This window comes from Pseudomonas sp. NFACC56-3, assembly GCF_900100025.1.
In the GTDB taxonomy this organism is placed as follows: domain Bacteria; phylum Pseudomonadota; class Gammaproteobacteria; order Pseudomonadales; family Pseudomonadaceae; genus Aquipseudomonas; species Aquipseudomonas fluorescens_AA.
This window is the reverse complement of sequence record NZ_FMTK01000003.1, coordinates 35,109-58,122: the sequence shown is the minus strand read 5'-3', so window position 1 is coordinate 58,122 and position 23,014 is coordinate 35,109. Positions and strand designations below refer to the sequence as shown.

At 59.8% G+C, this 23,014-nt stretch carries 19 protein-coding genes; 4 read left to right on the top strand and 15 right to left on the bottom strand.

Annotation, left to right across the window (positions count from 1 at the left end; translation table 11 throughout):
* Positions 1-4: 4 nt before the first annotated feature.
* Complete coding sequence (locus tag BLO80_RS05455; RefSeq protein WP_092331437.1) at positions 5-505, bottom strand: sigma-70 family RNA polymerase sigma factor; 501 nt, start codon at positions 503-505, stop codon at positions 5-7.
* A gap of 110 nt (positions 506-615) precedes the next feature.
* On the opposite strand from BLO80_RS05455, the gene BLO80_RS30170 reads away from it, so the two are divergent.
* On the top strand, positions 616-747 hold the full coding sequence (locus BLO80_RS30170) for a hypothetical protein (protein ID WP_256574133.1): 132 nt from the start codon (positions 616-618) through the stop codon (positions 745-747).
* Between the two features lie 133 nt (positions 748-880).
* On the opposite strand, the gene BLO80_RS05450 is transcribed toward BLO80_RS30170, so the two are convergent.
* The 5 genes from BLO80_RS05450 to BLO80_RS05430 form a co-directional block, all read right to left on the bottom strand.
* On the bottom strand, positions 881-2,881 hold the full coding sequence (locus tag BLO80_RS05450) for an amidohydrolase (RefSeq protein ID WP_092331439.1): 2,001 nt from the start codon (positions 2,879-2,881) through the stop codon (positions 881-883).
* Between the two features lie 74 nt (positions 2,882-2,955).
* Complete coding sequence (locus BLO80_RS05445) at positions 2,956-3,228, bottom strand: XapX domain-containing protein (RefSeq protein ID WP_092331442.1); 273 nt, start codon at positions 3,226-3,228, stop codon at positions 2,956-2,958.
* Positions 3,229-3,311: 83 nt separating this feature from the next.
* Positions 3,312-4,004 carry a hydrolase gene (locus tag BLO80_RS05440; RefSeq protein WP_092331444.1) on the bottom strand — a complete coding sequence of 231 codons (693 nt, stop codon included), beginning with the start codon at positions 4,002-4,004 and terminating at the stop codon, positions 3,312-3,314.
* Between the two features lie 619 nt (positions 4,005-4,623).
* Positions 4,624-6,336 (bottom strand): sigma-54-dependent Fis family transcriptional regulator, encoded by a 1,713-nt coding sequence (locus tag BLO80_RS05435; RefSeq protein ID WP_092331447.1) that lies wholly within the window; start codon positions 6,334-6,336, stop codon positions 4,624-4,626.
* A 462-nt stretch (positions 6,337-6,798) separates the two neighbouring features.
* On the bottom strand, positions 6,799-7,449 hold the full coding sequence (locus tag BLO80_RS05430; RefSeq protein WP_092331450.1) for an isochorismatase family protein: 651 nt from the start codon (positions 7,447-7,449) through the stop codon (positions 6,799-6,801).
* 892 nt (positions 7,450-8,341) lie between these two features.
* Here BLO80_RS05430 and BLO80_RS05425 point away from each other — a divergent pair.
* Both BLO80_RS05425 and BLO80_RS05420 read left to right on the top strand, forming a co-directional pair.
* Positions 8,342-9,082, top strand: coding sequence for an SDR family NAD(P)-dependent oxidoreductase (locus BLO80_RS05425; protein ID WP_092331452.1), 741 nt, complete (start codon positions 8,342-8,344; stop codon positions 9,080-9,082).
* A gap of 97 nt (positions 9,083-9,179) precedes the next feature.
* Positions 9,180-10,052: a LysR family transcriptional regulator gene (locus BLO80_RS05420; RefSeq protein ID WP_092331455.1), complete on the top strand. Its 873-nt coding sequence runs from the start codon at positions 9,180-9,182 to the stop codon at positions 10,050-10,052.
* Positions 10,053-10,305: 253 nt separating this feature from the next.
* Here BLO80_RS05420 and BLO80_RS05415 read toward each other — a convergent pair whose 3' ends face one another.
* Entirely contained in the window at positions 10,306-11,451 is a 1,146-nt protein-coding gene (locus tag BLO80_RS05415) for an MFS transporter (protein WP_092331457.1), read from the bottom strand.
* 98 nt (positions 11,452-11,549) lie between these two features.
* Here BLO80_RS05415 and BLO80_RS05410 point away from each other — a divergent pair, with 98 nt between their 5' ends.
* The gene (locus BLO80_RS05410; protein ID WP_092331460.1) at positions 11,550-12,314 is read left to right on the top strand and encodes an AraC family transcriptional regulator; all 765 of its coding nucleotides are present in this window, start codon (positions 11,550-11,552) and stop codon (positions 12,312-12,314) included.
* A 12-nt stretch (positions 12,315-12,326) separates the two neighbouring features.
* On the opposite strand, the gene BLO80_RS05405 is transcribed toward BLO80_RS05410, so the two are convergent.
* The 8 genes from BLO80_RS05405 to BLO80_RS05370 all read right to left on the bottom strand — a co-directional run bounded on the left by BLO80_RS05405 (position 12,327) and on the right by BLO80_RS05370 (position 22,703).
* Positions 12,327-12,767: a carboxymuconolactone decarboxylase family protein gene (locus BLO80_RS05405; protein ID WP_060741412.1), complete on the bottom strand. Its 441-nt coding sequence runs from the start codon at positions 12,765-12,767 to the stop codon at positions 12,327-12,329.
* Between the two features lie 274 nt (positions 12,768-13,041).
* Positions 13,042-14,484: a mechanosensitive ion channel family protein gene (locus tag BLO80_RS05400; protein WP_092331463.1), complete on the bottom strand. Its 1,443-nt coding sequence runs from the start codon at positions 14,482-14,484 to the stop codon at positions 13,042-13,044.
* Between the two features lie 184 nt (positions 14,485-14,668).
* The gene (locus BLO80_RS05395) at positions 14,669-15,535 is read right to left on the bottom strand and encodes a pirin family protein (RefSeq protein WP_092257820.1); all 867 of its coding nucleotides are present in this window, start codon (positions 15,533-15,535) and stop codon (positions 14,669-14,671) included.
* Between the two features lie 225 nt (positions 15,536-15,760).
* Positions 15,761-16,375: a response regulator transcription factor gene (locus tag BLO80_RS05390; protein WP_092331505.1), complete on the bottom strand. Its 615-nt coding sequence runs from the start codon at positions 16,373-16,375 to the stop codon at positions 15,761-15,763.
* A gap of 114 nt (positions 16,376-16,489) precedes the next feature.
* Entirely contained in the window at positions 16,490-16,924 is a 435-nt protein-coding gene (locus BLO80_RS05385) for a PleD family two-component system response regulator (RefSeq protein ID WP_092331465.1), read from the bottom strand.
* 267 nt (positions 16,925-17,191) lie between these two features.
* Entirely contained in the window at positions 17,192-20,398 is a 3,207-nt protein-coding gene (locus BLO80_RS05380) for an ATP-binding protein (protein ID WP_092331468.1), read from the bottom strand.
* Positions 20,399-20,739: 341 nt separating this feature from the next.
* Positions 20,740-22,074: a lysine N(6)-hydroxylase/L-ornithine N(5)-oxygenase family protein gene (locus BLO80_RS05375; protein WP_092331469.1), complete on the bottom strand. Its 1,335-nt coding sequence runs from the start codon at positions 22,072-22,074 to the stop codon at positions 20,740-20,742.
* A 146-nt stretch (positions 22,075-22,220) separates the two neighbouring features.
* Complete coding sequence (locus BLO80_RS05370) at positions 22,221-22,703, bottom strand: sigma-70 family RNA polymerase sigma factor (protein ID WP_092331472.1); 483 nt, start codon at positions 22,701-22,703, stop codon at positions 22,221-22,223.
* Positions 22,704-23,014: the final 311 nt, after the last annotated feature.

Here is a 23,014-nt window from a genome sequence, read left to right as displayed (position 1 = left end):
CGGATCATTGGCCTGGTCCGTCCAGGCGATCGCGCAGATGCCGCAGGGTGCGGATCATATACTTTTCCACCATGTTTTTTGACAGGCCCAGGCGCTCGGCGATTTCCGCCTGGGTCAAGCCTTCGATCTTCTGCCAGACGAACACCGTGCGGCAGTTGGCCGGCAGCTCGGCAAGCGCCCGCTCGATGGAGTCCGCCAGTTGGATCGCGTGCATGAAGTGCTCCGGGTCGCCCGAAAACGACTGACCAGGGTCGATAACAGCCTCTTCCATGGCCCCCCGTCGATCTTCGCGCCGATAGCCATCCACTGCAATGTTGCGTGCCGTCTGATGTAAATAGGCCCGTGGCTGCTCGACCCCGCTCGAATCCGACTCAAGCACCCGCACGAAGGTGTCATGGGCCAGGTCCTCGGCCTGCTGGCGATTGCGCAGGCGACGGGTCCAGGTGCCGATCAACTCTTCGTAATGCTCGAAAAAGCCGGGTCTGCGGGGCTGCTTGGGGGTCATCACGGCACGCGGTGGAAACGGGGCGTGAATAGTAATGGTTACTATTCACGTAAAGCAAACCTATTACGACGCCTGTTGGCTGTAGGTTTTCACTGATCTCTACCATCAACATGATGAACACGCAGATTGCCTGCGCCGCCGAAGAGCAGACTTCAGTCTCCGAAGAGGTGAACCGCAGCGTGCATCGGATTGCCGTAGTGGTGGAAAACGTCGTCGAGCAAACCCGACAAGCCAGGAAATAAAGCTCGGACCAATCAATAAGTCGTGACCTTTAAAATCACGATGGCGTGAATCAGCGGGTGCTCGCCCTTTTGCAGCGATGCAACCCGCAGTGCGAAACAAGTCCATCACAAGGTCGAAGGTCAATCACTCTTCTTATACGGCCCAACAGGAGCAGCCCAGGGCACCAAAGAAACTTCGTGGGTCCGATACTGGAGCATCAGATCCCCATGCACCGGCATGATCGTGACCGTGCAGGCTGCAAGAGCTTGCGCAGCCGCACGAAGCCGCGACTTGGGCGCGCAGCGGAGCCAGCGAGTTTTTGCCTGCACCCTCTGGGTCTCCCCAGGCGCCATAACCTTTGAAGGTACGCGCCGGCGACCAGTCGGGCATCGCGGGCGGTAGCGGGTTGTCGTCAAGCGGGGCGAATTGGCCGGCACCGTAGACCACGCGCCCCCCCACCACGGTCATATCGGCGGTGAGAAAAGAAATCTCGTCTTCAGGCACGGTGAAGTAGTCTTTGCTCGGCACAATCAGGTCGGCAAAGTGACCGGTTTGGATGCGACCGCGTTTGCCCTCTTCGTTAGAAAACCAGGCGACATTCTCTGTCCACATGCGCAACGCTGCTTCGCGATCAAGCAGGTTTCGTTGGGGATACAGATTCAGACCGCCCACAGTTTTACCGGTGACCATCCAAGACAGCGAAACCCAGGGGTTGTAAGAGGCGACGCGGGTGGCATCGGTACCCGCAGACACTTTCACGCCTTTTTCCAGCATGCGCGCCACGGGCGGGGTTGCTTCAGCCGCGCGGGCGCCGTAGCGCTCGACGAAGTATTCCCCCTGATAAGCCATGCGATGTTGAACGGCGATGCCACCGCCAAGTGCAGCGATACGGTCAATCGATTTGTCCGAGATAGTTTCGGCATGATCAAAGAACCAATTGATGCCAGCGAGGGGAATGTCTTCGTTGACCTTCTCGAATACATCCAGCGCACGGGTGATGGTTTCGTCGTAGGTGGCATGCAACCGCCACGGCCATCGGTTCTGCGCGAGGATGCGCACGACTTCCTCCAGTTCGCCCTCCATCTCGGGTGGCAGGTCCGGTCGCGGCTGGCGGAAATCCTCGAAGTCGGCAGCGGAAAACACCAACATTTCACCCGCGCCGTTGTGACGGAAGTAGTCGTTGCCCTGCTTGTACTTGACGCTGGAGGTCCACTCGAGGAAATCCTTCTTCTCTTCCTCAGGTTTCTGAGTGAACAGGTTGTAGGCCAACCTGACCGTCATTTGGCCATTGCTGTCCAACTTCTGGATCACTGCGTAATCGTCGGGATAGTTTTGGAAACCGCCGCCCGCATCAATAACCCCTGTCACACCCAAGCGATTGAGCTCACGCATGAAATGGCGGGTGGAGTTGATCTGATAGTCGAGGGGCAACTTCGGCCCCTTGGCCAACGTGGCGTAAAGGATCGTCGCGTTGGGCTTGGCCAACAGCAGGCCCGTAGGAGCACCACTGGCATCGCGGTAAATTTGCCCGCCTGGTGGCTCGGGGGTATCTCGGGTGTAGCCGACCGCACGCAAGGCCGCACCATTGAGCAAGGCCCGGTCATAGAGATGCAGCAGGAATACAGGCGTATCGGGCGCGATCGCATTGATCTCGCCGATGGTTGGCAAGCGCTTTTCAACGAACTGGTGTTCGGTGAAGCCACCGACCACGCGAACCCATTGCGGTGCTGGCGTGTTAGCCACTTGGCGCTTGAGCATGTCCATGGCGTCAGCCAACGAACGCACACCGTCCCAGCGCAATTCCAGATTGTAGTTAAGACCGCCGCGGATCATGTGGGCATGGTTGTCGACTAAGCCAGGCAGTACACGACGGCGCTTGAGGTCGACAACTTTTGTGGCTGAGCCAGCCAGCGCCATGACTTCCTGGTCTGACCCTACGGCCAGAAACTTGCCATCTTTGATTGCAACGGCGTTGGCGACAGGGTTGGTGCGATCCAGTGTAGTGATCTCGCCATTGTGGAAAATGATATCCGGAATGGAATCGGTCATATTGAGCCCTTCCTTTCTTAGAGTTTCGGAAAAAGCGTTGTGTCCAAAGACGCTACCTAACGCCAGGGTGGAAGCGGCCTCGAGAAATTTTCGGCGCGATGTCATAGGTTGTGGTCCTCACAGATACAAAGCCCGTCTCCCGGGCCTTCAGGGAATAGCCGGACGCCAGAACCGGTTGCTCACGTCTGCTTGGACTCTTGCACCTGCTGCTCCGCAGCCCGACCAGGCAATTGACCTAATACATGACTCACGGCGTGGGTTTTGTCACAGGCGGCGCTGAACGCGGTTCCACACAACAAGTGCTTGCCTATCGGGATGATCTGTTCACCGACCAGGATTCCAAGCAGCCCGACCAAAGCCACCAGCGGCGGTGCGGGAGAGCGCACGCTCAGCAGGCTATAGACGACACCAACGAGCAGGCCGGCGGCCACGGACAATGCATACATTTTCATGCTCCACCTCGTGTTTTGGACAATAACGGCGATGGGGTGGAGCTATCGCGTCAACGGTGCGCGATAGCTCTTGCATAACGGGCTTACTTGGCCGGATTCGGACCAATGTGCTCGCCGTGTTGCACGCGCTCAGAAGCCTTATGCACCATGGTGTAGGCATAATCCACACCCATGCCGTAGGCGCCGGAGTGCTCCTGCACGATCGCCATCACGGCGTCATAGGTCTCTTTGCGCGCCCAATCCCGCTGCCATTCGAGCAGCACCTGTTGCCAGGTCACCGGTACGATACCGGCCTGAATCATGCGATCCATGGCGTAGTTGTGCGCATCAACCGAGGTGCCACCCGAGGCGTCGGCTACCATGTAGATTTCATAGTCCGTGTCGCGCAGGCAGGACAGTGCGAAGGTAGTGTTGCAGACCTCGGTCCACAGGCCAGATACGACGATCTTCTTGCGGCCAGCCGTTGCGGACTTTGCCAAGGCGTCACGAACGTTTTGGTCATCCCAAGAGTTCATCGAACTGCGCTCGAGGATTTTGTTTTCCGGATACACCGCCAGCAACTCAGGGTATGTATTGCCAGAGAAACCTTCGGTTTCCACGGTCGTGATGGTCGTAGGTATGCCAAACGCTTTAGCAGCCTTGGCCAACCCCACGACGTTATTTTTCAACACCTGACGATCTATCGACTGCACACCAAAGGCCATTTGTGGCTGCTGGTCGATGAAAATGACCTGGCTGTTTTGCGGGGTCAGTATCTCTAGGAACTTGTTGGACATGGCGGATTTCCTTAGTCGGTAGACCTGTGCGAAAGCGGCGTTGTGCGTGGCTGCGCAAGCAGCACGCTACCCGTCCCGGTAGGCGTAAGGGCCACTTTCCGGGCGAGTTCAGGGGTTGCCGAAAAGCCCCGTGATTTTATGAATGCAGGACTTACCCAGTGGCGTGGGGTGTCTGTTTCGGACTGCTGACAAGGCCTTACTTGAACGGCCTGCAATCCGCTCGCGTAGCTGACTGTGCCGACACAGGAGTAACTGTTAATAAGCATGAGACGAGCACCATTGCTGCAGTGATCGATTTGATTCTTCGAGTAATCATGAGCTCTCCGTTCCTGAGTACCATTTTTCGATTCGCACTGATCCAACCCATGCTGCGGGGTTCCAACGCGTCGAAAGCGACAAGGAGTACAAGAGCAACGGCTATGCCACTTTCCCGAAAGCTATATAAAACTCATGTTTATCAATAGGATATGGATTTAAAACCGACACAACGGGGTATCGGACCCGGCGTTTATCGGAGGGGCTTGTTTGATCATTTGGTAAGTATTGGCGATGCCTTGCTGATTTGATCAATGCAGCTCAAGCATGGCCGACAGCGACCCGCCTGGGCGGCCACGTGAAGTCAGGCGGCGCCAGTGTCGTCGAATAAGCCGCTTTTCTTCAGACGGTAAGCCAGTGCCGGTCGGGTCAGGCCGAGCATGCGAGCGGCTTGCGAGACGTTTTGCCGCGCAAGCTCCATAGCGCGTCGCATCAGCCGTTCTTCCACAGCGTCTAGGCTGATGTTTCTTTCAAAGATCTGCGTGACCCAATCGGGGTGGGGGTCCGCATCGGTGGCCTGGACCAATGCACCATCCGCGTTGAGACGATCACCGTGCGAATTGCCTGTTTTTGGGAAGACCGCGAAAAGTGCCTCTTGCCCTATGGTTTCGTTGCTGTCGGTCAGGATGACGCCGCGTTCAATCACATTCTCCAATTCGCGAATATTTCCAGGCCAGGCGTAATGGCGACACAGTTCAAGCGCTTTGTCTGATAAACCCAGCGTACGCTTGTGATATTGCAGGTGAAACTTGCTTATAAAGTGCTCGGCCAGCAACGGCAGATCCTCAAGCCGCTCGCGCAACGGGGGAACCTGCACCGGAAACACATTCAAGCGATAATAAAGATCAGCGCGAAATCGGCCCGCTTTGACGGCGTCAGCGAGGCTTTCATTAGTAGCAGCGATTACGCGCACATTGATCTTGCGGGTCCGTGAATCGCCTACCCGTTCGAGTTCACCCTCTTGCAGTACCCGAAGTAACGTCGCCTGCGCTCTGGGCGTCAGCTCTACCACCTCGTCCAGAAAGATGGTCCCTCCGTTGGCGCGTTCGAAGCGCCCTGGGCGGGTCTGATTGGCCCCGGTAAAAGCGCCTTTCTCGACGCCAAACAATTCGGCTTCAATCAGGTCCTGCGGAATGGCCGCACAGTTCACCGCGACAAACGCTTGCTCGGCGCGATCGCTGCGACGATGCACGCTCCGTGCGATGACCTCCTTGCCGACGCCAGTTTCTCCGAGCAGCAGGACCGAAATCTTGCCCTTGGCTGCCTTGTCGATTGTCTTGCATACCTTCAAGTAAGCAGGGGAGCGTCCTACTCCATAGAACTGAGTTTCCTGCTTCTCCAGGCTTCTGCGCAGAGAGCTGATCTGTGATTGCAGTTCATACAGCTCCTCGATGATTGGGTCGGCTTGAAAGTACTGTCTGAACGCTGCGGCGTTCTCCCATTCCTCAGCGGGTTTACCAATAATGATGCAGCGCTCATCGCCGCATCCGCGACAGGTCGTTTCCTGGATGATGATTTCGCGTTTCATGAATGAAGAGCTGTACGCACAGGCGTAGCCCAGCAAGGACCAACAAACTGGCGCCGCCATCAGGCCGACCTCAGTCAGGCAGTTCTCGACCTCAAAGGAGTCAATCCATTCGAGCTCGCAGTAAAAATGGCCGGTCTCCTGATCCACCTCTAACTGGATGGGTTTCGCATTGACCATGCCTTTGAGGGAGTGCAGCTGCGGTCCAACCAGGAACATCTCCAATTCCGGACTGTTTGGCCTTAGCTTGCGGGCCATTTCCGCATCCTTGAGTCCAGACTGGTAGCCGAGACGCAGGAAGAACCCCTTGGCGCGGTCGACGCCGAGGCTATTGATGAGTTCACGGCGAAAATTAGCCATCGCCGACACCTGCATCAACAACATGCGCTGCTCACCGAACCAGATCTTGCCTTCCGTGCTTTGAAAGCGGACCTGATCGCTCAGGTCCTGAAAGCCGGAATAGTGGAGCTCAGGGTTGTATCTGACAGCCATTGAGAGAGACCTCGATTAATGTTTTAAGCGGTCTTGATTAAGCTATGACGCCGAATGAAAGCACCGAAACGATCAATCGCGATATCACGGGATTTTAGTCCATTGGCTACGTAGAGCCGGCCGGGCCTCACGAAGCAAAGCCACCACGGCGCACGGGCTTCACGGGACCATCAACGCATTTATCAGGCGCCAACTTTGAGAGCTGATCACAAAGCCTGCGCGATGATCGTCACAGTCCGACGTGATGTTGATGATCCGGCCCCATCCGCGCTCGGCCATCTGCGACGTTAATGCTTGATCAGCCGAATGAACTCGCCAGGGGGCCTTTATTAGGGTCAATGGCGAGAGGACGTCGGTTGCGCAGGCACAAAGCCGTTAGGCATACCGATGGGGCATGAAAGCGGGGATGGGGGCGCCTCCCTGGCAAAGCGGCACTTAACTGGCCCCTCATCCCCATGCGGATCAACCTTCAGCGGGTACCGGCGTGTTGAGCAATTGCTGCTCCCACAGATACGCAATGCCGCTACCGGCTGCGTGTTGGAGAAGCACGTCGGTTACAGCGCCTGCGGTATCGAGGCGTGCCCAGTCGCGCTGCCATTCAGCCATGACTGCCAACCAAGTCATGACATTTGCCCCGGCGCCGACCATGCGTTGGATGGCGACTTGATGGGCCTCGACCGAAACGCCACCGCACGCGTCGGTGACCACGGTCACGTCCCAACCTTCCCCCAGTGCTTGAATCGCTGGCATGGCGACGCAGACTTCAGTCCACAGGCCAGCGAGGACCAATTGCTTGCGAGCTGTCGCCTTGACCGCGTCCACTACCTTCTTGTCTTCCCAGGTGTTGATCAGGGTTCGGTCAATCACCTCTTGGCCGGGAAAAACGTCGGTGATTTGCGGAAAAATCCAACCGCCGCGCTCGGCGATCACACTGGTCAGAATGGTGGGGACGTTAAACGCCTTCGCGGCCTTCGCCAATGCCGTCGCACAGTTGACCGCTGCGTGCGGATCGTGGCTATTCAGATTGGTGAGTTGGAAAGGCTGGTGGTCGATCAGCACCAATACAGAGTCTTCAGGACGAAGAAGCGAAGCAAGTCCGTTACGAAAAGCCATTAATCCATCCTCTTGTTGCCGTTGGTTAGCGCGATTATTAGCGGGATCAGTTCTCGCGCAGCGCGCCTTATGAGCGACGATGCCTAGTGCACTGTGCAGGGCCCTCAAACCTTCGGGTAGTAGCGCCCGGCGACTAACTGTGTCGCGGAATGAGGAACGCTACGGTCGTTGCTGCCATTTCCCGGGCGTTGGGCTTCACGGCTTCATGACGACGCGCCGTTGCGCGCCGCTGGCGACGGCGATCACCGTAGCGCCCGCTTGGATAAAGCTGCCGGTCTCCACCACCCGGATTTTTTAAATCAGCGCCACAGAAGTGCCGTTGGCCGACTGTAAAACCATCGACTACGCATACATAACTGCGAAGTACAGCGTGATCGATAGCGAATCACCACTTCCATAAAAATATCCGGCGCTCCATGAGGTAGCGGGAACAGTAATTAACTTACAAGTTTCCTGCCTCTAACCTGGGTAGTCAGGATGACTGAATATTTTGTTACTTCCTCTGCGTCCGCCTTGTTTATTGCTTAGTAACAGCCGTTTTGCCTTCATCTCCCACTCAGCCATGAGCTCACCAAGACTGGGTTTGCAAACTGCCCCAAGTGAACCTAAAAGCCCAGCATTGATGCTGGGCTTACTTATGGGTGCAACAGAACTGGTGGGGTAAATACGACCCAATCAGTGCGCTCGAATATTTATCGAAAGACTTCAATCTCACTCTCGTGAATAAGGCCAGCACCCAATTAGATGTTCCGATTTGTGCGACACAGTAAAGCACTCCATGAGGCTACAAACGAAGGAACTGGAACCCTAATATCCGCCCCCGTATCGGCGCGATCGCCCCATCCTTGGTGAAGGCGCGCGGCCAAATAACTGCATACCCGATAGGTGAGTAATGATGGATTTGGATGGGAAACGTGCACTGGTGACGGGAGGAGCTCGCGGGATCGGCGCCGCTATCGCAGTAGCACTGGCAGAGAGTGGCGCCGATGTCGCATTCACCTACCAGCACTCGACGGAAAAAGCTGAGGCAGTGGTCAAATCCATCGGTGAAAAAGGGCGTCGCGCCATCGCAATTCAAGCCGACAGTGCCAACCCAGAAGCCATCGAGCGCTCTGTCGCGCAGGCCGCCTCGACGCTAGGCGGCCTCGATATTCTCGTCAATAGCGCGGCTATCGGCTTAAGCGGAATGATCGTCGACATTAATGTGGACGACTATCAGGCGCTGATGGATATAAACGTGCGAGGCCCCGTGCTGTTCGCAAAGGCGGTCATCCCGCATCTGTCCGATGGCGGACGAATCATCTCAATTGGCTCGGGATTGGCAGAGCGGGTGCCCTTTGCGGGTGTAACAGCCTATGCAATGTCGAAGTCGGCGCTGCTCTCCTTCACCCGAGGTCTGTCGCGCGAACTCGGCCCCAACGGCATCACCGTAAATCTTGTCCAGCCGGGGTCGGTCGACACCGACGCAAATCCAGCAGACGGTCCTGCGGCCGATTTTCAACGGAGCCTGTCGTCCCTGGGGCGTTTTGGCAAGCCTCACGAGGTTGCAAGTGCGGTGGTCTATCTGGCGAGTCCTGCCGCGAGCCTGATCACGGGCGCCATCCTGACTGTGGATGGCGGTGCGATCGCTTAAGCAACGCACTCAGGCGACTGCCCGCGGCAGTCGCCTGCCACGGACTGTCGGTCAGGGGCTGAAGCGCACTTGTGGCCGTTTGCAGAGGCAGGAAGCATTGGATATTGAGGATCTTAGAACCTTCGTCGAGGTCGCTGACGCGGGCGGCGTTTCGTCCGCGGCCCGGCGTATGGGTGTCGCGAAATCGATAATAAGCCGCAGGCTTCTAAGGCTGGAAACCCAACTGGGCGTGCAGCTATTGGCCAGAACGACTCGTGGTGCTGCTGTCACTGAAGCGGGAGCCGCCTTGCGAGAGTATGCCGCACGGATCGTCGCTGAGTTTGACGCGGCCAGGGACGCCATTGTTCCAGCTGGAGACCTTCGAGGCCGCTTCCGGATCGCAGCACCGATCTCGTTCGGCCCGACACATATTGCTCCCGTGCTTGCAGAAATGGGGCGACGCCACCCTCTCCTGCACATTCATACGAGCTACAGCGATCGAATCGTCGATCTGATTGGCGAAGGCTACGATTGCGCTATTCGGGTCGGCCATTTACAGAGTTCCAATTTCATCGCAAAGCGTGTGGGCAGCATTTACGGCAAACTCGTAGCGAGCCCGGACTATGTGAAAACACATGGAGCGCCGGAGGCCCCCCACGAGCTTCTTGAACATGAATCTCTTATGCAAGGTGCGGAAACCTGGCGTTTCATGGACGGCGAAAAGCTCATCATGGTCAATCCCCAGGGGCGCTTCAAGGCTGACAATCCTGTCGCGCTCGCCGCGGCAGCCGTTGCTGGCCTGGGTCTTGGGTATCTTTCTGATAGCGTCATCGACGAGCACATCAAATCTGGCGCGCTGATATCCGTAATGCTCAGGTATCCCCCCATGCCGGCTGGCATTTACATTGTTCGCCCCCAAAGCCAGCACCCCGCGCGAAAGATACGGGTGCTGACGGACATGCTGGTCGAGTGGTTCGGAAACGCGAGCTAGTGCAGCGCCAACTGCCTTTAAAAAGCTAGCGGTCATCCTCAGTCCATGACCCAATGGCGCACTGATCTCCCCAAGCGCTCCCTTTTCTTGCGACACCGTTTGACTCGCGAGAGCAGATCGAAGGGGGGCAACCTTCTGAAAAGGGTCAATCCGAAGACGGACGCCTGAGGGAGCGTGCTCGCGATGGCGGTGCATCAGTCAACCTCATTGTTGAAAGTCAGTCCGCTATCGCGAGCAAGCTCGCTCCCACAGGTCAAATGGACTGGCCTCTGGCTGGACCAGGTCTGGCGCACGTCAAGCACACCGCCAGAACGCCACACAGGATCAAGGTCCAACCCAGCGCCTGAAACCAGGCGGCGAGCATCAACGCGCCGCCGATCAACAGGTAATAGAACAAGCCAAACAACGCACCGGCGGTGCCCATGCAGTCGCCATAGCGAACCAGCGCGGCGCCCAGCACGTTGGGTATCGCCATGCCAAACGCCAGCACGACCAATAGCATCGCCACAACAAAACCACCCCTGTCCAGTAAGGCCTGAACGCTCATCCCACCGATCAGCAGCGCCACTGCCGCCATCGCCGATAATCGGTTGCCATCGAATCCCTGTGCCAGCAAGCGCTTGTTCAGCCAAGCCCCCAAGCCCGAGCCCAGCGCCAGGATCACGCCGCTGTAGCCAAACCACTCAGGGCTCAGTCCAAGTCGTTCGAACTGGAACGGCGCAAGGTTGTAGTAACTGAACAGCGCGACGTTGAAGGCGGCGACTAGAAATGACGAACGCCAGATGAATGGATCCTTGAGCATGCGCCATAGCGTCTTCGATAAGGCTTGTGCAGGGAGACGGGCCGGCAGGGTTTCGGGCAAGGCCCGTGCGCACCACACCAGTAAAATCAATGACAACATCAACAGGCCGCCGAGTACGCCCTGGTAACCAAAGAGTCGTACCAGGCTGGCGCCGCTGAACAACCCCATCGCCGGGCTGGCGGCGAGGGCAATACCGATCACTGAAAAAACCTGGCCCAACTGTACGCCTTGGTAACGATCACGCAGGACCGTCTGGGTCACCACCGAACCGACTGCCGCCCCAAACGCAGCCAGGGCCTGAACGGTCAGCAGCGCATCGAAGGTGTCGACATTCAACCCCAGCATCGTCGCTGCAGCATACAAGGCCAACCCGCTCAACATGGCGGGTCGACGACCGATGCGGTCACACAGCCGTCCCCACACCGCTACCCCCAGGGCGAACCCCAAGAAAAATGTGGATGACAACTGCGCGGCCATTTCTGCGCTGACGGCAAAACTCGCGCTGATGTCTGCCAACGCTGGGCTGTAGAGGGTCTGGGCAATTTGCGGAAATATCACCAAGGCAATTGCCAGGCAAAGGAAAGGTCGCGAAATCATGCAAGCCAAGCTCGTTCCAAGAAGGGCGACCAGTCTATGAAGCCATGACTGTCGTATTATCCGAAGCTCGACAAATAATCCTTGAAATCGGACAAGTTATGGCCTGGCTCGACGCTCATGCCCTATTCGACCCCGACCGCCACGACGCGCCGGTGATCGGTCTCGCGGCAACGCTGGATCGCCATGATTCCGGCGTGCATCGACATCAGCGCGGGCAACTATTGTTCACACGGCAGGGCTGCACACGTATTACCCTGGCGCAGCAACTGTGCCTGCTGCCGCCATCGCGAGCGGCCTGGATTCCACCGTTGACCTCCCATCGCGCCGTGATGCAACAGAGCGTGGACTATCGATCGATTTACCTGACAGCATCGCTGTGCGCTGACTTACCTTCACACGTGTGCATCATTGACGTATCACCATTGCTACGCGCCGTACTTGAGCCGATCACCGACGCAGCGTTCGACAGCGACTGGACACAAGGCCGTAACATGCACCTGCTGGGGTTGTGCCTGAATGAAATCCGCGAGGCACGGCAACAGCCGATGCTGCTGCCGCTGCCTCAGGACAAACGCCTGGCACCTCTGCTCGCGGCACTGCAGCATTTGCCGCCGACATTGAACGTACTGGAAGCACAAATCGGGGCCAGTGGCCGAACCATTGGCCGGATCTTTCAACGGGAAACCGGCATGGGTTATCAACAGTGGCGGCAACAATGGCGCCTGATGCGCGCCATTGAACTGCTCGCCACCGGCCGCAGCCTGAGTTACAGCGCCTTCGAATTGGGCTTTGCCAGCGACAGCGCCTTCATCGCCTTCTTCAAGCAAATGACCGGCTTTACGCCAAAAGCCTACTTGGATTGATTGCCGGCCGGCTTACGCCTCAGGCATCTTGCGAAAGCCCACCGCCAGACGGTTCCAGCCATTGATGGCGTTGATTGCCACGGTCAGGTCGACCATTTCCTTAGGGCTGAAATGCTCGCTCAGCAGGGCATAGTCGGCGTCTGGCGCGTGGGTGTCGCTCAGGCGGGTCAGGGCTTCGGTCCAGGCCAGTGCGGCACGCTCGCGGCCGGTGAAGAACGGCGCTTCGCGCCAGGCGGTCACGGCGTACAGGCGACGTTCGGTCTCGCCGCCCTTGCGGGCGTCGGCGGTGTGCATATCGATGCAGAAGGCGCAGCCGTTGATCTGCGAGGAACGTAATTTGACCAGCTCCAGCAGGGACTTCTCCAGGCCCAGGTTCGAGGCGGCGTTTTCCAGGGCCAGCATGGCTTTGAAAGCGTCAGGGGACGCGGTGTAGAAATCGATACGCGGTTGCATGGTGAACTCCAGAACAATGGGGTGTGGCGCTACGTTAGCCGTGCAGTGGCGCGGGACAAATAGCCAATTGTTGGGAAGTTCGGGTGGCCAATGGGAACGCGTCGGGGTTTACCGGAAGGAGGGCTGAAGGCTTGTGGCGAGGGAGCTTGCTCCCGCTCGGCTGCGAAGCAGTCGTAACCCAACCGACGCAGTCCGCCAGGGAACCGGTGTCAGGCCTTTTGGGGCGGCTGCGCCACCCAGCGGGAGCAAGCTCCCTCGCCACAGGGGATAGGTTTCAGGCCCGGCTGCGCAGCCACTGCAGGAAGCGTTTCTTGACGACGGGCTTGGGCAGGTCGCGGGTGAGGTTCTGGGCCAGGTGCATGCGCACGTCCAGCAGGTTTTTCATCGCCTCGTTGATATCGCGACGGGCCTCGAGGCACGGCTTGAGGTAACTGTTTTCGATGCGGTACAGGGTGCAGAACGTCTTGGCGGAAAAAGTCGCCAGGGCCGCCTGCTCGGCGACGATCCCGGCTTCGCCGATCACTTCCCCCGGCCCCATGCGTCCGCCCTCGAGTGGCTGGCCGTTGCGCATGAGGGTAACGCTGACCACCCCTGACTCGATGATGAACAGGTGATCGCTGACCTCCCCGGCCGCCAGGATCACATCGCCGGCGCGGAAGGTTTGCAGGGTCATGTTCTGGCTGAAGGTGTCTTTCTCATCCTGGCGCAGGGTGGAGAAAATGCTCGAGCTTTCCAGCAATGCCCGGGGCCGCGACACCGCCTGGGGCGTGGTGCTTTCACTGGTGGACAGCAGGCTCACGCCCGACGCCTGCAGATGCCGGAACGCCAGGTCGAACAACTGGTTGCGCACCGTGCGTTTGAGGGCCATGGAGGCGACGAACCCGCTGATTTCATACTCCGCCCCGCCACTGTCGCTGCTCTTGAGGGCGACGCTGGGGGCCGGGGTGGCGAGCAGGGAACGACAGCCGATCATGGCTCGTTCCAACGCGTCGATCACGGTTTGTGGCCGCGCGTGAGGGCTGACCTGGATGCTGATGGACAGGCCATGGACATCGCTGGGGCGACTGAAGTTGATGACCTTGGCCTTGGCCGCCAACGAATTGGGAATCACCGCCATGCTGCCCTGGGCGGTCTGCAAGCGCGTGGCCCGCCAGTCGATGTCGGTGACCCGGCCTTCAGTGCCGTCGATGGAAATCCAATCATCGAGCTGATAGGGCTTGGTGGTGTTGAGCACGATCCCGGAGAACACGTCGCTGAGGGTGCTCTGCAAGGCCAGGCCGACGATGATCGCCATCGCGCCGGACGTGGCCAGCACGCCCTTGACCGGCAAATCCAGCACGTAGGCCAGTGCCGCGATGACGGCGATCAGGAAAATCACCGCGCCGAGCAAATCCTGCAACAACCGCCCGGTGTGGCCGACCCGTTGCATCATCGCTGCCACGATCATCACCGTCAGGGTTCGCGCGGCGAACAGCCACCAGGTGATCTGCAAACCGGTAGCGGCCAGGTGCCGCGGCACATCGTCGACCCACTGCGCCGGGACCATGGGGTTGAGGCCTTCGTTGAACAGCAGCACGCTGAACAACGAGAAAATCACCAGCCTTGCGCCGACTTTCCAGTAGATCCGATCCGCACTGACCAGATGCCACATCAGTAGGTCGAGCACCAGCAGCGCCAGGGCACAGAGCAGCGGGTGCTCGGAGATCAGAAACAGCATCGGGACAGCTCCAGGTGGGCGATTGGCGAAGATTGGCACAGATTGAACACGCTGTAGAGATCCCCGCAAAACTCCCTGTGGGAGCGGGCTTGCTCGCGAAGGCGGAGTGTCAGCGGGCATTTACTTCACTGACACACTGCCTTCGCGGGCAAGCCCGCTCCCACATTGGCCCTGCGTACTAGCGTCAATCGTCCATCCGGCCAAAGCGCCCGGAGTGGAAATCATTGAAGGCCTGGTGGATTTCCTGTTCGCTGTTCATCACGAACGGACCATGGCCAACGATGGGTTCGTCGATCGGCTCGCCACTGAGCAGCAACAGCACCGCGTCGTTATTGGCTTGCAGGCTCAATTGATCGCCGGCCCGGTCGAACAGGGCCATCTGCCCGGCCTCGACCCGTTCGCGGCCATTGACCTGGACCGAGCCCCGCAGCACCACCAAGGCGGTGTTGTGGCCTTCGTGCAGGTCAAGGGTGAGGTTTTTCCCGGCATTCAAGCGGATGTCCCAGACATCGATGGGGGTGAAGGTCCGTGCCGGGCCTTGATGCCCTTCGAAGCGCCCGGCGATCAGGCGCAGGCTGCCAGCGTCGTCCTTCAGGGCGATGTTCGGAATGTCGCCCTTGAGGATCGTCTGGTAGCCGGCCGGGGCCATCTTGTCCTTGGCGGGCAGGTTGACCCACAGTTGGACCATCTCCATGAACCCGCCCTGGCGGGCAAACGCTTCAGAGTGGAACTCTTCGTGGATGATGCCGGAAGCGGCGGTCATCCATTGCACATCGCCGGGACCGATCTTGCCGCCGCTGCCGGTGGAGTCACGGTGTTCCAGTTCGCCCTGGTAGACGATGGTCACGGTTTCGAACCCACGATGGGGGTGCTGGCCGACGCCGCGGCGCTCGCTGGTCGGCGTGAATTCGGTGGGGGCGGCGTGGTCCAGCAGCAGGAACGGGCTGATGTGCTTGCCCAGGTTGTCATAGGAAAACAGCGTGCGCACCTGGAAACCGTCGCCGACCCAGTGGGGCCGTGGGCTGGTGTAGAGGCCAATGATGTTTTTCATGCCATGTCTCCAAAATCAGGGACTGCGATTTGATGGACATAGCTTAAAACCGACACCCTTGAAGCACTAGACGGCAAAAACCGGCCTTAGCGTTCCATTTGGAGAACGACCAAGAACCTGTGGGAGCGAGCTTGCTCGCGATGACGGGGTATCAGCCGAAGATGCATCGACAGGCGGACCGCTATCGCGAGCAAGCTCGCTCCCACAGGGTCGGGTCTCGCTCATTCAAAGGTGATTGCGCTTGGCAAACTCCGACAACCCCACCAAGGATTGCAGCCCCAGCTTTTCCAACAGACGGCTCTTGTAGGTGCTGACGGTTTTTGGACTCAGGAACAGGCTTTCGGCGATGTCCTTGCCGCGCATGCCCATGGCCAGCATGCGCAAGATGGACAGCTCGCGGGTGGAGAGGCTTTCCAGGGCCTGTTGTTCGCTGCGTTGCTGGAAATCCAGCCTGACGGGCATCTGAGGGAAATAGGCATAACCAGACTTCAACGCCTGGATGGCCTTGGTCAGTTCCTTAAGATCGCTTTTCTTGGTGACAAAGCCCCGGGCCCCGGCCGAGATGCAGCGGTTGCAGAAGTGCTGCGCATCCTGGGACGTGAACACCAGCACGCTGCATTCAGGAAACTGCGCCATGATCCAGACCAGCAGGTCCAGGCCATCGAAGCCGTTCATCACCAGATCCAGGATCACCAGGTCTGGCGCGCGCTCCTTGATAATGCCCCTGGCATCGGCCGCGCCGCTGGCGTCCCGGATGTGGGTGAACGCCTCATTCTGGCAAATGAGCCGCAGCGCCCCTCTTATGACAGGGTGGTCATCCACGATCAACACGTCTTTCAAGGCAGCTCCCCAAAACAATACAAACGGCACCGGTGCCATGACCGCACCGGACTCTTGCACAAGTGCCAGGCCCTGCCACCTGTCAAACCTGACAGTGCGGACCAACGGTCTGGTTCAGTGTCCATGCCCCTGCCTGAGGGGGCGCCCCCACGCTTGCAGCGGCTCATGGACATGAGGATCGACCCGCTCCATCAGGCGTCGCAGTGACGCGAGATCTGGCAGTGGCGCCTGGCTCAGATGCACGTTCGATCGACGCGCCACTGGCACCGGCGACTGACTGGCCGGTTGCGCGTTGTAAATCATCCCGTGACGCACCTGCGGGTTGTAGATGACAAAATCGTGCAGGTCCAACGCCCCGTCCGCCAACGCCCCGTTGACGACAATCAGGTCGAACGGCTCGCTGCCGTACTCCACCAGCGTGAGCAATTCCTGCAAATGACTCACGGGGACAATCCGGTGGTAGCCCTGTTGGTTGAACAGACGTTCCAGCACGATTCGATGGGTCTGTTGTGGGTCGGCAATCAGGATACGGAGTGCTTTGTTCGGCATGGCAAGCTTTCCAATAGCAACGCGCCAGGTAGGCACCGGCTCAAGAACATTCAGGGCGCTCAGGCTAGAGGAAGCGTTTGAAGGGCGATGTAGGACTATTCCTAAAATAAGGACAGACACAGCCCCTATGGCGAGGGAATTTATCCCCCTAGGCACTTTGTAGGCACTGGCGAAGCCTGCGATCTTGATCGTTCGCTTGGGATTCAAGGAGCTTTGGAAAGATCCCAGCCTCGTTGCACTCGTCAGTTCATAAAGTTCCTATAGCGCCTATTCCTCCAGGTGGGTTTTCAGTCGTTCCGCCAGGTGCTCGATGGCTTGGCGAAGGTCTTCCACGGCTTCGGCGAGCAGCACCGTGTCGTTCCCTCGACACGCGCTTTCCAGCGCCTCGCAGGCGGCGATCAGGCGTTGCGCCTGGATGATCCGCGCCCCGCCCTTGATCCGGTGCGCCAGGTCCGCCAGGCCCGGCAAGTCCTGTCGGGTGGCCAAGTCCAGCAGCCGCGCTTGATCTTCGGCATTGCTGCTGACCAGTTCCTCCAGCAACGCCCTGATCGCACTGGTGTCGCCACCGGTCAGTTGCTCCAGGCCGCTCAGGTCCAGGCCATCGCTGGACTGGGGCGCCCGCGCATCCGGCATGACCGAAGCCAGGCACGCATTGAGTGCCTTGAGGCCGATGGGCTTGAACAGGCAATCGTCCATCCCGGCTTCGACGCAGCGCTGCTTTTCCTCGGGCTGGGCGTTGGCCGTGAACCCCAGGATCACCACTGGCGACAGGCTACGATCGCGCTCTTCGGCGCGAACGGTACGGGCCAGTTCGTAGCCGCTCATCAAGGGCATGTTGCAGTCGGTGATGACCACATCGAAGGGTTCGCTGCGCCAGGCCTGCAGAGCGTCGACACCGTTCTGTGCCTCCCGGACGCGATGGCCCAGGTAGCCCAATTGCTGGGACAGCAGCAAACGGTTGGCCGGGTAGTCGTCGACCACCAGGATACTCAGCGCCGGGACCGGCAGCAGCGCCTCGACCTCGGCAGGCGCCGCCGGCAGTGCATCGAGCAAGGGCAAGTCCAGCAGAACCTCGACCTGCGTGCCCTCCCCCGGCACGCTGTGCAACACCAGGGTGCCCCCCATCATTTCGCACAACGTCCGGCTGATGACCAACCCCAACCCGGAACCGCTGCGAGCCGACTGCGGGTGCTGTCCGGCCTGGGCAAAGGGGCTGAACAGGCGGCGCTGATCCTCGGGGGAAATACCGCAACCGGTGTCCTCCACCCGCAGGCAAAGACCCAGGCGGTCGTGCCCGGGAGCCGGCTCGCCGCGCACACTCAGGCGCACTTCGCCCTGGTCGGTGAACTTGATGGCGTTGCTCAACAGGTTCGAGACGATCTGCTTGAAACGCAATGGATCAATCAACACGTCGCGGTCGAGTCCGGCATCCAGCACCCAATGCAAGCGCAGGTGTTTCTGCCAGGCCAGGCCCTCGAAAATCCGCGCCACCGACTCGATCAACGTATGCAGATTGGCCCGTTGCGGCGCCAGCGACAACTTGCCCGACTCGATGCGGGCGATGTCGAGGATGTCGCCGATCAGGTCCAGCATGCCATGGGCCGCACCCGACGCGACCTCGATGGCGAATCGGTCGACGACGCCCTGGTCGGCTTTTTTCAGGGCCAGCTCCAGCAGGCCGATCACCGCATTCATCGGCGTGCGGATCTCATGGCTCATGGTCGCCACGAAGGTGGTCTTGGCCCGATTGGCCTCGTCGGCGCTTTCCTTGGCCACGCGCAACTGTTCCAACAGCCGCCGCAGATAAATGCCCCAGCCCAAGGCCACCAGCAACAGCAGCGCAGCAACGGCGAACCCCTGGAGGATCGTGGTGCGGTTGCGCAGCCAATAACTGTCGTCGATCACCACCTCACTGCGCCAGCGGTTGGTCAGCTCGTCCATTTCTTCCGGGGAAATACTCAACAGCGCCTTGTCCAGAATCGAGTAAAGCGCCAATGCGCCCCGGTTCGTCGCCAGGGCGATGTGCGCGGGCAAGGTGCCCACGGTGCTGGTGACTTGCAGCGTGTCGCGGTACTGGCGGGAAATCATGTAGCGGGCGCTGATCAGCGGATTGATCGCTGCGTCTGCCGTGCCGGCGGCGACCATGGCCATGGCGTCGGCCGCATTCTGCGCCGCCACCAACTGCACGCGGGGGAACTGCTCCAGCAAGAACTCGCGCAGCACGTTGCCACGCACCAGCGCCACGCGCTTGCCCGCCATCTGGTCCAAGGTCAGCGCTCTGGCCCTGATCGGCACCACCAACACGAACGGGTTCGTCAGGTAGGGTCGGGTGAAGCGCAACTCGTCCTCGAGTTCGGCGCTGGGTATGGCGGTTGCCAGGACGTCGGCCTTGCCGCTCTTGATCTGCCCGATCAAATCGTCAACCGAGTCGCCCCGCTGCACATCGAACTTCAAACCGGTGCGCAAGCTGATCCGGGCCAGCACATCGGCGCCGATGCCGCGCAAATGGCCTTGTTCATCGAAGAACGTCAGCGGCAGGAAGTTTTCATTGGCGGCGACTTTGATGCGTGGGTGGGCGTCCAGCCAACGCTGTTCGTTGACGCTGAAATGCAGCGCCTGCTGACCGGGCATGCTCGCCCCGCCGGCGCTCCAACGCCGCAGGATGATCATGCGTTCGCTGGCGGGAATGGCATGCAGCGCGGCATTGACGATGCGCAACACGCGCCCGTTGTCGCGGCTGACCGCAAAAGCGAACGGCTGCACTTCCATCCGCGAGAAATCGGCCAGTTGCACATTGTTCAGGTAGTTCTTGCTGATCAGGTAGTTGGAACTGATCGAATCCCCCAGGTAGACATCGGCCTGACCAAACGCCACGGCGCCGATGGCACTCAAGGTGGAGGGGAACAGTTGCAACGAAGCCTCGGGATAAAACCCCTTGACCGTCTCCGGCGGCAAATAGTGATACAGCATGGCCACCCGCTTGCCCGCCAGGTCCGTGGGCAAGTCCTGGCTGTCGTCGATGCGGGCCACCAGGGTGGGCAGGTCATCGGCATAGGCCTGGGACATCGCCAGGTCCGGATCGGCGGCTTCGAAACCGTTGGCGGTGCCGAGCAGATCGATCTCGCCGCCGCGCAGGGCCTGGAGCGCTTCGGCGTGGGACGGATAGCGCTGGACCTGCACCTTGACGTGCAAGAGTTGCCCCAGCAGTTGCGCATAGTCGGCAGTCAGGCCTTCGTAGTCGCGACCATTGCCGGTGATGCTGAAAGGCGCATAGTCCGGCGCCGAGGCGCCCAGCAGCAACGTGCCCTTCTGGCGCAGCCAGGCCCAGTCGGCAGTATCCAGGGACACCGAATAATCATCCACATTGGAGCGCCCGAGCACCTGCAACGACTCAGGGGTCGCGCCTACCGGTGGCGCCACGCTCAATGAGCCCAGCAACAGCGCCACCAGGCCTGTGCGTAAAAGCAGCATCATCTGGTCAGGGTGTTTCGCTTGGCGTAGTCGGCCCGGCGCACCTTCGACTGTACATTCAGTCAGGGTGGACCGGCTGAGGGTTCAGACTGCCAATACGAGGGAACAGCGAACCGAGCCTTTCAAACAGCAGGAGGCTGTGAAGTGAGTGTAGGAAATTTCTGAAGAATTTCCTGCGAGTGACCAGAGAGCGGGCCTATGACCTGTGGGAGCGAGCTTGCTCGCGAAGGCGTAGTGTCAGTCACTTCAATATTGGCTGAACTGACGCCATCGCGAGCAAGCTCGCTCCCACAGGGGTTGCGTTGGTTGATGGATGTCCGGCGAGTGACTCGTTCCCACAGGGCCTATACAGCGGCCAACAGCAAGTCGCGCACCGGACGCGCTTGCCCGCGATTGTTCCCGTGCTCATAGAGCGAGCCGGCAATCTCATCGGCACGCACCGGCAGGATCGACAGCAGCGTATCGCTCAGGCCATGGCTGGCCTGGCAGAAGCCCTGCATGTAGATCGCCGCCTTGCAGCGCTCGTCGGTAATCAGCTTGTAATTGCGGTCCACCTCGAAATCCCCCAGGTACTGCGCCAGCGGCTCCAGCAGGGTGCGGTGCATCTGCCGCTCGTAACCGGTGGCCAGCACCACGGCGTCATAACGGCGTACCGTCAGCTCGCCGGTGGCGTTGTTGCGCACCGCCAGTTCCACACCGGCGTCGGTGGCCGTGGCTTTCTCCACCGTGGTGAGGGTGCGGAATGCATGGCGGGCGATGCCAGAGACTTTCTGGCGATAGAAAATCCCGTAGATACGCTCGATCAGGTCGATGTCCACCACCGAATAGTTGGTGTTGTGGTACTCGTTGACCAGGCGCTCGCGCTCGCTGTGGGGTTGCTGGAACACCAGGTCGGTGAATTCCGGCGAGAACACTTCGTTGACAAACGGGCTGTCGTCCGCCGGCTTGAGGGCCGAGCCGCGCAGGATCATGTCGACCTGTACCGAAGGGAAACTGTCGTTGAGGTCGATGAAGGCCTCGGCCGCGCTCTGCCCTCCGCCGATGATGGCGATCTTCATCGGCTGGCCCTTCACGCACGGTTGGCCCGCCATGCGCTCCAGGTACTGGGAATGGTGAAATACCCGCGCGTCATCCTTGAACGCCTTGAACGCCTCGGGAATGCGCGCGGTGCCGCCGGCGCTGACCACCAGCGAGCGGGTGGTGCGGACCAGCTCTTCGCCCTGGCCGTCGCGGGAAATCACCCGCAGCGCTTCGACCTGCTGGTTGTGCAGCACCGGTTCGATGCGCAGCACTTCCTCGCCGTAGCGGCTCTGTGCGCTGAAGTGCCCGGCCACCCAGCGCAGGTAGTCATTGAACTCCATGCGGCACGGGTAGAAGGTGCCGAGGTTGATGAAGTCCACCAGGCGGCCATGGTGCTTGAGGTAATTGACGAACGAATAGGGGCTGGTGGGGTTGCGCAGGGTCACCAGGTCCTTGAGGAAGGAAATCTGCAACTCGCTCTGGGTCACCAGGGTGTTGCCGTGCCAGCGGTAGTCGGCCTGCTTGTCGAGGAACAGCACGTCCAGTTCACCCTGGACCGGCCCCCGCTCCTGCAGCGCGATGGCCAGCGCCAGGTTCGAAGGGCCGAAACCAATGCCGATCAAGTCGTGAACGATGGGCGATGCAATTGCCTGTGTCATGTCCAGTGTCCTCTGGAAAAGCCCCTCAACAGGGCACGAAAAGCCTGGGGAACCTGACCGGCACTGGAGGCGCCGGCAAGTCGTCTGTTGAGAGGAACGAGGACAGTGAAAAAAAATTTACCGTCGGGTGACCGGCGACGCTCGAATCAGGGCGCGTCCCACTGACGCACGCGACCGCGGCAGTGCTTCATGGCGTTGACGATGTGCTTCTCCACCAGTGCCCGGGAAATGCCCAGGCGCTCGGCGATTTGCGGGTGGGATAGGCCTTCGAGCTTGCGCAGCAGGAAACTCTCGCGGCACAGCGGCGACAGCTCGGCCAGGGCCCGTTGCAGCATGTCCAGGCGCTGACCATGGTCGAGACTGGTGTGGGGCGATGGCGTGAAGAAGCGCTCTTCGCTGTCCAGCACATCCAGGGATTCGACCTGGCGCAGGACGTTGCGTCGGTGCCCGTCGATCACCAGGTTCAGCGCCGTGCGGTAGAGGAACGCCCGAGGCTGTTCGATGGGCGTGTCGCTGGCACGCTCCAGCACCCGCACATAGGCGTCATGCACCACATCCTCGGCCGCCTGGCGGTTGCCTAGCTTGGCGTTCAGGAAACACACCAGCTCGCGATAGTAGTTTTCCAACATGACTCCCGTGCGCAATGGCCGCGCCAGCTATCCCTGTGCCACCCGGCAAGCCTGAAAAGGGCATGGCACGATAATGGCAAATTCGATCGCGTAATTTATAGTAATTCTCATATAGATTTAAAGCGTTGGTTTGTATCGGGGTTGATTCGTTCAGTTGACGAGGCGTCGGCCCCTGGCTTTTGTGGCGAGGGAGCTTGCTCCCGCTGGGGCGCGAAGCGGCCCTGAAACCTGAGTCCCGGATCCTCCAGGTTCAAGGAGGCGTCTTTTTCGGGCCTGCTGCGCAGCCCAGCGGGAGCAAGCTCCCTCGCCAC

Coding starts and splice junctions, on each gene's coding strand:
- BLO80_RS05405 (WP_060741412.1), bottom strand. CDS start 12,767: ATGCAACCGCGTATCGATTTCTACACCGCGTCCCCTGACGCTTTCAAA.
- BLO80_RS05445 (WP_092331442.1), bottom strand. CDS start 3,228: ATGAAAATGTATGCATTGTCCGTGGCCGCCGGCCTGCTCGTTGGTGTC.
- BLO80_RS05430 (WP_092331450.1), bottom strand. CDS start 7,449: ATGGCTTTTCGTAACGGACTTGCTTCGCTTCTTCGTCCTGAAGACTCT.
- BLO80_RS05400 (WP_092331463.1), bottom strand. CDS start 14,484: ATGCTGTTTCTGATCTCCGAGCACCCGCTGCTCTGTGCCCTGGCGCTG.
- BLO80_RS05370 (WP_092331472.1), bottom strand. CDS start 22,703: ATGTTGGAAAACTACTATCGCGAGCTGGTGTGTTTCCTGAACGCCAAG.
- BLO80_RS05410 (WP_092331460.1), top strand. CDS start 11,550: ATGGCCTGGCTCGACGCTCATGCCCTATTCGACCCCGACCGCCACGAC.
- BLO80_RS05395 (WP_092257820.1), bottom strand. CDS start 15,535: ATGAAAAACATCATTGGCCTCTACACCAGCCCACGGCCCCACTGGGTC.
- BLO80_RS05440 (WP_092331444.1), bottom strand. CDS start 4,004: ATGTCCAACAAGTTCCTAGAGATACTGACCCCGCAAAACAGCCAGGTC.
- BLO80_RS05455 (WP_092331437.1), bottom strand. CDS start 505: ATGACCCCCAAGCAGCCCCGCAGACCCGGCTTTTTCGAGCATTACGAA.
- BLO80_RS30170 (WP_256574133.1), top strand. CDS start 616: ATGATGAACACGCAGATTGCCTGCGCCGCCGAAGAGCAGACTTCAGTC.
- BLO80_RS05415 (WP_092331457.1), bottom strand. CDS start 11,451: ATGATTTCGCGACCTTTCCTTTGCCTGGCAATTGCCTTGGTGATATTT.
- BLO80_RS05435 (WP_092331447.1), bottom strand. CDS start 6,336: ATGGCTGTCAGATACAACCCTGAGCTCCACTATTCCGGCTTTCAGGAC.
- BLO80_RS05425 (WP_092331452.1), top strand. CDS start 8,342: ATGATGGATTTGGATGGGAAACGTGCACTGGTGACGGGAGGAGCTCGC.
- BLO80_RS05380 (WP_092331468.1), bottom strand. CDS start 20,398: ATGATGCTGCTTTTACGCACAGGCCTGGTGGCGCTGTTGCTGGGCTCA.
- BLO80_RS05375 (WP_092331469.1), bottom strand. CDS start 22,074: ATGACACAGGCAATTGCATCGCCCATCGTTCACGACTTGATCGGCATT.
- BLO80_RS05450 (WP_092331439.1), bottom strand. CDS start 2,881: ATGACATCGCGCCGAAAATTTCTCGAGGCCGCTTCCACCCTGGCGTTA.
- BLO80_RS05385 (WP_092331465.1), bottom strand. CDS start 16,924: ATGCCGAACAAAGCACTCCGTATCCTGATTGCCGACCCACAACAGACC.